At 41.2% G+C, this 10,191-nt stretch carries 8 protein-coding genes; 7 read left to right on the forward strand and 1 reads right to left on the reverse strand.

All coding sequences use genetic code 11. From position 1 onward, the window contains the following. Nucleotides 1–209 precede the first annotated feature (209 nt). Entirely contained in the window at nt 210–587 is a 378-nt protein-coding gene (gene pilG, locus B4K26_RS12775; RefSeq protein WP_011514416.1) for a twitching motility response regulator PilG, read from the reverse strand. A 931-nt stretch (nt 588–1,518) separates the two neighbouring features. On the opposite strand from pilG, the gene B4K26_RS12780 reads away from it, so the two are divergent. From B4K26_RS12780 to B4K26_RS12810, 7 genes are all read left to right on the forward strand, one after another. Next, the gene (locus B4K26_RS12780) at nt 1,519–2,727 is read left to right on the forward strand and encodes an efflux RND transporter periplasmic adaptor subunit (protein ID WP_296245904.1); all 1,209 of its coding nucleotides are present in this window, start codon (nt 1,519–1,521) and stop codon (nt 2,725–2,727) included. Between the two features lie 337 nt (nt 2,728–3,064). After that, nucleotides 3,065–3,787, forward strand: coding sequence for a response regulator transcription factor (locus tag B4K26_RS12785; RefSeq protein ID WP_068403530.1), 723 nt, complete (start codon nt 3,065–3,067; stop codon nt 3,785–3,787). Nucleotides 3,788–3,898: 111 nt separating this feature from the next. Then, nucleotides 3,899–6,049, forward strand: coding sequence for a sensor histidine kinase (locus tag B4K26_RS12790; RefSeq protein ID WP_296245905.1), 2,151 nt, complete (start codon nt 3,899–3,901; stop codon nt 6,047–6,049). Nucleotides 6,050–6,244: 195 nt separating this feature from the next. Further along, a complete protein-coding gene (locus tag B4K26_RS12795; RefSeq protein WP_296245906.1) occupies nt 6,245–7,015 on the forward strand; it encodes a methionine ABC transporter ATP-binding protein in 771 nt (256 codons plus the stop codon). Between the two features lie 18 nt (nt 7,016–7,033). Next, on the forward strand, nt 7,034–7,720 hold the full coding sequence (locus tag B4K26_RS12800; protein ID WP_296245907.1) for a methionine ABC transporter permease: 687 nt from the start codon (nt 7,034–7,036) through the stop codon (nt 7,718–7,720). A 223-nt stretch (nt 7,721–7,943) separates the two neighbouring features. After that, complete coding sequence (locus B4K26_RS12805; protein WP_296245908.1) at nt 7,944–8,930, forward strand: MetQ/NlpA family ABC transporter substrate-binding protein; 987 nt, start codon at nt 7,944–7,946, stop codon at nt 8,928–8,930. A 336-nt stretch (nt 8,931–9,266) separates the two neighbouring features. Next, nucleotides 9,267–10,115 (forward strand): aldo/keto reductase, encoded by an 849-nt coding sequence (locus tag B4K26_RS12810; protein WP_296245909.1) that lies wholly within the window; start codon nt 9,267–9,269, stop codon nt 10,113–10,115. Nucleotides 10,116–10,191: the final 76 nt, after the last annotated feature.

The following is a 10,191-nucleotide window of genomic DNA, read 5'->3' on the forward strand; positions in this document are numbered from 1 at the left end:
TTTTTAATAATATCTATTAAGATATAGTGTTAAAACAAACCGATTGAAAATAAGTGGCTTTGATTGAATAAAAGCATTATTTTTTCATCGTGACTAAAATTAAGTAATAAGGCCTTATCATTAACCTGCGTGACCCACCTTATAAGGATTTTATATAGCAGGTTTTTAAAGCGCTACTATTAATCGTACTGACTAGTTAACGATAGAGATTATCGATACTGATTAATCGCCTCAAAAAGTTCATCTTTGCTAAAAGGCTTAGTCAAATACTCATCAGAGCCAACAATGCGACCACGGGCTTTATCAAACAAACCATCTTTAGATGACAACATGATCACAGGCTTGCTGGCATAATCTGGATTATTTTTTATCAATGCGCAGGTTTGATAACCATCCAAGCGTGGCATCATAATGTCCACAAAAATGATATCGGGATTATGATCGACAATTTTGGCTAAGGCGTCAAAACCGTCAATGGCGGTGACAACTTCACAGCCTGCTTTTTGCAATAAGGTTTCTGCGGTACGGCGAATGGTTTTTGAGTCATCAATTACCATCACTTTTAAACCATCAAAATTATTTTCCATTATCTCTGTCCTATTAACGACTATTTATTCGTGGTGCTATCTATAAATACAAACTATCAATTTAATCACACGATACAACCAACCTAAGCTATTCATAAAAATAAATAAGCGCTCATCTCAATTGAGCAGTTGGCTTATGTTATATAAAAGATAAATAACCATTTCAGTTTTGTATTGTGGTGTGTCCTCATAGCTAAGTTTGTACTCTCAATGCCTGTCTATTCACTAAGTATTTTAAATAGAGCATGACCTTCGGTCACTATACGCACTTTAAGGTAAATTATCTTAGCAAATTGCGCGGTATTTTAAATTTTTTTGACGTTTTATAATAGGTATATAGTATTGAGCAAACCTGCTATTTAGTCATCGATTCAACTGCTCAATTGTCAAAAAACTGTTAGCTTTCTAAACACCTCTACGAGGTGCTTCTACTAAAGCTATGAATATAAACTTTTTTAAGCCCTGCTATATTTTGGGTATTATATAGAAACAGCGAATATCTTACCGAATAATTTTCTTTTGTCATAAAAATGTATCAAGATATTTTATTATGTTCGTTTTAGCACAGTTATGACCGCATTTCCAGTTATTTGATGAATTTATGTTCAAACGAATGAGTATAAATAAATTACTTTAACGCAATTTATTTTATGAGTTGTCTCTATCGTTGGCTACTTGTTTCGCGTGTTCTCTATACAGACAAACTCAAATTATTAAATCTAATTTATAAATAAAGGGTAATCATTTCACCGCCACAAAATTCACTATATAATAAAAATTCGTTGACGAGGGTGCGAGGGTGATAGACATGTCAGATTTTATGGGTTTAAAACGCTTAAGTGCTATCTTTTCAAGTACTATGTCTTCAAATACTGTGTCTTCAAGTACTGTGTTTTTAGCTTCTAGCCTTCTAAAAAACAGCATTTGTCTTTTGAGCACTGCATTACTTATTGCCTGCCAACCCTCCCCTCCCACCTCAGAACCTATGACTGCCGAAAATAGTGAGGCGTTTAATACGCCGCTTCTTATACGCGCTGATAGCATCACGATGACGCCTGATCATATCCTAAGTATCAAGCCAACCCGTTATCAGCCGAGTCTTGGTTTAGAAGGTGACATTGAACCTATCAGACAAGTGAATCTAATGGCTGCCCAAGCGCTGACAGTAGAGCAGGTACTAGTGAATAAAAATCAACGGGTAGAAAAAGGCGCACCATTATTTACGGTTCGACGTCGAGCAGCGCCAACTAAACCAATAGACTCAGCGGCGCAGCCAACCAATGAAGAAGCATCCGTAAATTCAACAGAGGCAGAAGGTAATAACAATGCTGCTATTAAGCCCGAACCATCGGCCGCGAGTAATACTCAAGCGTCGCCAAATGATATCGCCATAAATAGTACAAACGCACTAAAAACCAATGCAGATGTGACTGTAGATAACGAAATAAGCAACGTGACTAACAGTGACGACAATGTAGGATTAGATAATAATCAAAGCTCTACAAGCCCAGAGCAATCGAATAATTTGCTCACGGTGCGCGCGAGTTTTTCAGGCCGTATCGAAAAGTTGTATGTTAAAAAAGGCCAACAAGTAGCGCCGCGCCAGCCATTGTTAACGCTCAGTGATGGAACCGAACTGCATTTTATCGCAAGCTTACCTATTGAAGCCAAATCGCAAATCTCTGTTGGGCAAACGGTTAACTTTACCGCTGACGGTTTGATAGATAAATTTACGGGTCAGGTCAGCAAATTGACCGTCACTGACCTACCAAAACAGCTACTGGTTTATGTCAATGTGGTTGATAATGAAGTCAGTCGTAACCAAATAAAGCCCGGTATGAAGGTGACTGGACGCGTCGACTACGGACAAATAGAAGTTGGCACGATTGTTCCTAAGCGTGCGCTGCACAATGTTGACCTAACTGTGCTACATAGACCGCCTTATAAGCCGTTACGTCCTTTAAGTGCTAATGTCTGGATTATTAAGCAAAACCAGCGTTTGACTCGCCAACCTGTCGAAGTCATCGAGTATGACCCACTGACCAAGCAGTACTTAATCGCCGGTATTACCAACGACAGTTTGATTTGTTTGGCGAACTTACCTATCGAATCTGAAGGCAAAAAAGCAGTGGTTTCATAACTGTTGAAGCCGTTAGTTACATTGTGTAGGAACATTAACAAAGCATGTCTTGTTTAATAACATCCTGTTTAGGCAATATAGCGTATGCTAAATGGCATAGACGAGGCCATTGACAACTGAGCAGTTATTTAGGTTTTCGGCCGTCTTTATTTAAATGGTCTTTAGAGGCTAAGTTAAAATATCTAAAAACATATCATCGTTTAAAATAGATTTAGTAATGACTATGAGCAACCATTGAAAATTAAGAGCGTTAGATTTTAAGGGCATTGAAGCTTTATAGCCGTACTTTTAAAAAAGCATTTTAAATAAACTATAACAACAATTAGAGGAAAAAATTATGAGTAAGCAAATTTTATTAATCGAAGATGATCCAGATTTAGCCGAGTTAATCAGCGACTATCTGACCATGAATTATTATGATGTACATCATGCCGGATTGGGTCAAGAAGGCTTGGATTTACTGGATGCTAAAGAGCGTGACATCGATCTGGTTGTATTAGATTTAATGCTGCCTGATATGGATGGAATGCAAGTTTGCCAGAAAATACGCGGCAATAAAAACAACATGACCAATAAAGTACCAATTATCATGCTGACGGCAAAAGGCGATACCACAGACCGCGTATTAGGTCTAGAGATGGGCGCCGATGATTACATTGCTAAACCATTTGAGCCGCGTGAATTATTGGCGCGTATTCGTGCCGTTATTCGTCGTCATGAGCAGCCAAATCAAGCTGATAGTCAGTCAGACAGCCTTACCTTTGGGCGTTTAAGCGTCTTCCCTGACAGTCATGAAGTTACTATTGATGATCAACCCGTACGCTTGACGACGCATCAGTTCCAGTTACTACATTACTTTGCTACCCACTCTGGTAAAGTTTTAAACCGTGAACAACTGTGGCAGGCGATGCCAAATGATGACAGCTCGGATAATATCGATCGTGCTATTGACGTTCATATTTCTCGTTTGCGTGCGCTTATCGAAGACAATCCGCGCCAGCCAAAACGTATCATTACCGTCCGCGGTGTCGGATACCAATTCGCAACCGATCAAGTTTAAATGGCAAATAAAAGCAAATAACATTAAGTTAGACGTTACCCCTAAGATAGTCTTAATAAAAATAAAAGACCAATAAAATGGTTATACGCGTTTGATAATAGAGATGATTTAATGCAACAACTGGGTTTTCGTTCCGTATTTGCCAAGCTATTTGCCAGTGTCATGCTGGCACTTATCTTATTTGCGGTAGCGATGGTATTATTAACCCAGTTGGTTCATGACAAAGATGCCGGTATTCGCTCAGAGATATTAGCTACGCAAATTTTGGGTCAAATAGACCCATTTTTGCGTGAGCTAAATATCGCGGTTAGCAAAGATAACCGCTTACAGTCGCGCTTTATGCTAGCGGTGGTCAAAAAAAGCTTTGATATTTTTGATGAATCGTTGCAGGCAAAAATGGGTCTATATGACAACGAAGGTCATTTGCTCATGCAGAGTGATAACAGCGATTTGCCACTAGAATTGCCGGCGCCGCCTTCTTTATTGGCTCGCGTTTTTCCTTCTTTTGCAGAAACCTCTCCGACCAAGCAAGCCCAAGTCTATAGTAGTACGGGCTATACGCTATTATACGAATCACGTTTACCGCCAAAAAAACCTGTACTCTCTGCTGCTCTAAACTTATTTACGGGTACGTTATTGCTGCTGCTTATTATGGCAGGCGTGCTTTGGTGGATTGCTCGTACCATTACCTGGCGTATTAACCAGATGAGCCAACAGATGGCACAGTTGGGTGATGGCGACTTCACGGTGCGGGTCAATGCACGCGGTAATGATGAAATTGCATCCCTTGCTCGTGGATTTAACCAAGCAGCAAAAAAAATTGAACACCTCATCAATGCCAATAATCTGCTATTGGCGCACGCCTCGCATGAGCTGCGAACGCCTATCACGCGTATTCGCTTACAGATTGAGATGATGGGAATGTTAGCGGGTGCACTACCCTCCGATACTAAAGAAAAATTTGATAAGCGGGCACAAGCCATCAATCGTGATCTATCAGGATTGAACGATTTGGTTGAGAGTATTTTATTGGTCAGCCGTTTAGACGCTGGTCACGCGCTACAACAGATTGAACAGTTAGACCTATATGACTTGGTCAATCAAGAGCGGCAGCATTATCCTGAAGCAACCTTGATTGGCGAGCATATCGTCATCGATGGTCAGCCGTCGATGCTTACCCATTTAATTCGCAACCTATTAACCAACGCCATGCTGCATGGTAAGCCGCCCATCACCGTCTTACTGTATGGTGTCCAAACGTTGGATAAAGCCAACGATATTCCTGACTATCTTTTGCAAACCATACTGTGCAGCAGCTTTGTCGATTATAACAGCTCAGACTTTGATTCTTATGATGAAGAAGCGCCTGATAGCGACCATGCGCTTGAGGCTATTCAAAATGCACAGCAGCATGATGACCCTATTACTGCTAGCAATGACAAAGTCATATCAACCTCAACAGAAGCAACTTCGACCGCAGCATTACTATCTGCACCAGTGATTTATAAAAATGGTGAAAGCATCACTGCGGATGCTGAGATTGAGGGCAATATTGATAGTGACAACTGTTCAGAAACTGATAAGTTAGCGACTACAAAAACCATTGACTCATCTAATGATCTCAACGATGACCTAAGTAGCGTCGCTGAGACCGAAGCCGCCGTTGAGCCACTTGAGCCACTTGAGCCACTTGAGCCACCATTGCTATTTAACTATCAGCGCTTTACCACTGATTTGACAGAAAAAATTAAAAAAGTTATTTGGCGTGCGGTTCCTGAAAAACAAGAAACTCCTATCGGTGACACTAATGACAAGACTATCAATAAAAATATAGAAGGGGCTGATAAAGGCGTTAGTAATGAGAAGAAGGACGCCAAAAGCGCTTCTCAAGACAATAATAAAGAAAATGGCAATAAAGAGAACGGCGAAACAGCAAACGCCACCCGTAAAGAGGGACTATTTAGTAAGCATCTAAAAAAACCCAAAACCGAGCCAACACGTCCATTACCAAAGTATGCGGTAATGGCCGTCATCGATGAAGGCGAAGGTATCCCTGAAAACAAACGAGAAGAAGTCTTTAGCCCATTTGTACGCTTACAGCAAAAGAATAAAGGCTCGGGGCTTGGATTGTCGTTGGTTGCACAGATTGTCACCGCTCACCAAGGACGTATTATCACAGATACCATTAATGGCCATACACGATTTTTAGTGGTGTTACCTGTCAAGCATGATCCGCATTACCAACATGACAGCCGTCAATAACTTCACCAGTTAACGCTACAGTCAAGATTATCCTTTAGTCATGGATGTCCATATCCAAAACCCTGCATAATATGCTATATTAGCGCCCCTTATTATGGGGTTATTGAAAGCTGGTTTTAATTTGCGTGCAAATAGGCAAAAGAGCCGACAACCGCTTTATAACTTTTAAAATATTTATTGAATTTTGAGCCCTCCATGAGTGACATGATTGTCTTAAACGATGTGACCAAAAGCTTTTTAAGCGACCGGTCTATAAAAGATAAAGACGGCAAGCCACATTGGTTTACTGCTGTTGAGCCGACATCTTTAACGGTAAAACAAGGCGAAATTTTTGGCTTGATGGGCTATTCGGGAGCAGGTAAATCTACCCTTTTACGCTTGATTAATTTGCTTGAACGTCCAGATTCAGGTCAGGTCATCGTAGATGGAACGGATTTAACGACCTTACCTGCCGGTGAGTTACGTATCGCTCGTCATAATATCGGTATGATTTTTCAGCAGTTTAACCTGATGTCCAACCGTACAGTCTATGACAATGTTGCTTTTAACTTAACAGTAGCAGGCTATCCACGCGCCGATATCTATAAGCGCGTGATGGACTGTCTAGAAATCGTTGATTTGACTGACCGTGCGGGGCACTATCCTGCGCAGCTATCGGGCGGACAAAAACAGCGTGTCGGTATCGCGCGTGCTATCGCGCCTAGCCCAAAAGTATTATTGGCTGATGAGCCGACCAGTGCACTTGACCCTTCGACCACGCGTAGCTTATTGACCTGCCTACGCGACATTAATGAACAACTTGGCGTCACCATCGTCATTGTGACTCATGAGATGAGCGTGATTCGCCGTCTATGTGATCGCGCAGCATTATTACATCAGGGTAAATTACTCGAGGTTGCCGATATTCGCGACGGTCTGATTCAGGCCACCACCCCAATTGGCAAAGGCTTAGTCGTTGAGGACTAGTGAGGTAGGAGAATAGACATGTTAACTGGTGCTGAATTATCCGCCTCATTAGACAAACTGCTCGCGCTGCGTAAAGAGATCTGGCAGGCATTTGTAGATACCTTTATTATGCTGGGTATCTCAACGACGGTCGCTATCGTCATTGGTGGTCTGTTTGGGGTGTTTTTATTTTTATCTAGTGATCGGCAGTTTTTGCAAAATAAAACCTTGTATGGCGTCCTTGGTGCCATTACCAACTTTATGCGCGCCTTTCCGTTTGTGATTTTGATGATTGCCATGAGTCCTTTTACCAAAGCCATCGTTGGCACTGGTATTGGACCGATTGCCGCGTCGCTAGTACTAGCAATCGCTGGTTCCTTTTACTTTGCGCGCTTGGTCGAGCAAAATCTACGCGAAGTACCACGCGGCATTATTGAAGCAACGGAATCGATGGGTGCGCGTCCTTTTACCATTATCAAAGTACTGCTTAATGAGGCGCGCTCTGGTTTGGTGTTATCCGTGACCATCTTATGTATCAGCCTGCTATCATTTTCAGCGGCAGCTGGTATGATTGGCGGGGGTGGTTTGGGGGATTTGGCCATTCGTTATGGTTATTATCGCTATCAAACTGAAGTCATGGTTTTTATCGTCATTATGTTATCAATTATGGTTATCGCTATTCAGGCGTCTGGTAATTGGATAGCCACGCGTTTAGATAAACGTTAAGTTTAAATGCGCGAAATATCTAATATGAATAATACTTAAGGTTTAATGCTGATTCATCCTAAGCAAATGCTTGACTTTGAAACTGATTCCCTTTAATTTTGTTACTATCTTAACAGCCTTTAACTTAGCAGCATTACTATTCATAATGTTGCTTTTTTAATGCGAATTTTTACTGTTGACGTTTACTCCCCTATTCCCCATCCCTTCTTATTAAGGAAGCTTCATGAAATTAACAGATATCAGCCGTCAGCTCGCGACCGCACTGGCGACGGTTGGCGTATCAGGTCTTGTATTGGTCGGTTGTAACAACTCATCTGCACCAGAAGCCACCAAAGAGCCTGTTACTGAAGGCAGCACTGAAACGACTACAGAAACGGCCGCGACTGGTGATATCGATCCTGAGCACAGCAAAATTGTCATCGGTACCACCGAAGGCGACTTTGCCGATATGGTTCGAAATCAAGTAAAAAGCTCATTAGAAGCGCAAGGTTATGAAGTTGAGCTAGTGACGTTTACCGATTACGTCCGTCCAAATATCGCTTTGGCTGATGGCGATTTAGATATTAATATCTTCCAGCATAAGCCTTATCTTGATACCTTTAAAAAAGAGAACAATCTTGATTTGGTCGAAGTTTTCCAAGTTCCAACCGCGCCACTTGGTATCTATACGGGTAAGAAAACCTCGCTAGATGACGCCTATAAAGGCATGAGCGTTTCTGCTCCTAATGATCCAAGTAACTTTGCTCGTGCGTTGGTTATGATGGATGACCTTGGCTGGATTACGCTAAAAGACAATATCGACCCATTAACGGCGTCAAAAACCGATATCGCTGATAACAGTAAATATGACATTAAAATCGTTGAGCTAGAAGCTGCTCAGCTACCACGCGCTCGTGATGAAGTTGATTTTGCTATCATCAACGGTAATTATGCAACCGATGCAGGTATCAAGCTGACTGAAGCACTATTCCAAGAGCCAAGCTTTGCGTATGTTAACTGGTCAGCGATCAAAACGGCTGATAAAGACAAAAAGTGGGTTAAAGACGTCACTAACGCTTATAACTCAGATGCCTTTAAAAAGTATGCTCATGATACTTTCCCAGGCTATAAATACCCAAAAATTTGGGGTGAGAGCAATGCTACTGCCCCTGCCACCACTACTGCCCCTACGACCGATACCGCACCAGTTGCAGAAGCTGCTTCTAAGTAACTAAAGATTTAATAGCTTAAAACACTTCGTTTCGACGACGTATTTTAAGAAAGCAATAAATTAAATAGAAAAGCCCATTATTAGTAAATAATGGGCTTTTTTGCTTTTAAATCTTATTGCCTGAGTACAATCACCAACTCAAAATGGCGTTACAGCCTGTTTGTCGTTTGTAGGAAAGCGTCACCCGCCCTTTCACTTGTCGCCGCTTTTTTTTATAGTAGATTGGATAAATAGAGTTTCAATCAATTATTTTGATTATTTAACCGTCTATTAATAAAACAAGGTATTAACAAAACACAGTATTAATAGATCAAACAAAACAACAAGGATAATAATATGCGTGCTAAAACTTATAATATTCGCACTGCTGGTCAAGCGAACATTCCGGTATTAGGATTGGGAACTTGGCAATCAACGGGTCAAGATTGTATCGATGTGGTCAGCCAAGGTTTGCAGATGGGCTACGAGCACATTGATACCGCTCAAGCTTACGACAATGAAGTCGAGGTCGGAAAAGGCATTAAACAATCAGGCGTTGCTCGCGATAAGTTCTTTTTAACGACCAAAATATTCCCTGATGATATGAAGTTTGAGCCAGAAAAACTTATTGCGGCTGCTAAGCGTTCATTAGAAAATTTAGATACCGATTACGTTGATTTACTGCTGCTGCATTGGCCTGATGATCGGGTGCCTTTATCTGAAACCATTCCGGCGCTTTGTGAGCTACAAAAACAAGGGCTGACTCGTAATATTGGGGTATCTAACTTTAATATCGCCAATATTATCGAAGCTAAAAAATATGCTGATGTGCCGATTGCGGTTAATCAGGTTGAGTTTCATCCTTTTATTAAGCAAAACACTCTGCAGACTTTTTTAAATAATCATCACATTTTATTAGAAGCATACTCGCCACTCGCGCGTGGTGACGTGTTTGATAATGAGGTCATTAAAGAAATTGCTGACAAGCACGGAATTACCCCAGCGCAAGTATCGCTGGCGTGGATTTTATCTGACCAGCATCGCGTTGCGATTCCAAAAACATCCAATCCTGATCACTTGCAAGGTAATTTAGATGCTATTAATGTACAGTTAAATAGCGATGAACTTGAAAAAATCGGTAGTTTAGCACGTAGCGATGGTCGTAAAATTGAGCATCCAGATTATTCACCAGAATGGGATGATTAATCAATAATACTTGTTTGAATATTAAATTGAGCACAAAAAAGCCAGTGGCATATCTGAACTGACCCCCGAAACTTGG

This window comes from Psychrobacter sp. UBA6766 (genome assembly GCF_002453355.1).
Classification (GTDB): domain Bacteria; phylum Pseudomonadota; class Gammaproteobacteria; order Pseudomonadales; family Moraxellaceae; genus Psychrobacter.

Excerpts from the sequence above, each read along its gene's own strand:
- B4K26_RS12800 (WP_296245907.1), top strand. The coding sequence starts at position 7,034 with ATGTTAACTGGTGCTGAATTATCCGCCTCATTAGACAAACTGCTCGCG.
- B4K26_RS12790 (WP_296245905.1), top strand. The coding sequence starts at position 3,899 with ATGCAACAACTGGGTTTTCGTTCCGTATTTGCCAAGCTATTTGCCAGT.
- pilG (WP_011514416.1), bottom strand. The coding sequence starts at position 587 with ATGGAAAATAATTTTGATGGTTTAAAAGTGATGGTAATTGATGACTCA.
- B4K26_RS12805 (WP_296245908.1), top strand. The coding sequence starts at position 7,944 with ATGAAATTAACAGATATCAGCCGTCAGCTCGCGACCGCACTGGCGACG.
- B4K26_RS12785 (WP_068403530.1), top strand. The coding sequence starts at position 3,065 with ATGAGTAAGCAAATTTTATTAATCGAAGATGATCCAGATTTAGCCGAG.
- B4K26_RS12795 (WP_296245906.1), top strand. The coding sequence starts at position 6,245 with ATGAGTGACATGATTGTCTTAAACGATGTGACCAAAAGCTTTTTAAGC.
- B4K26_RS12810 (WP_296245909.1), top strand. The coding sequence starts at position 9,267 with ATGCGTGCTAAAACTTATAATATTCGCACTGCTGGTCAAGCGAACATT.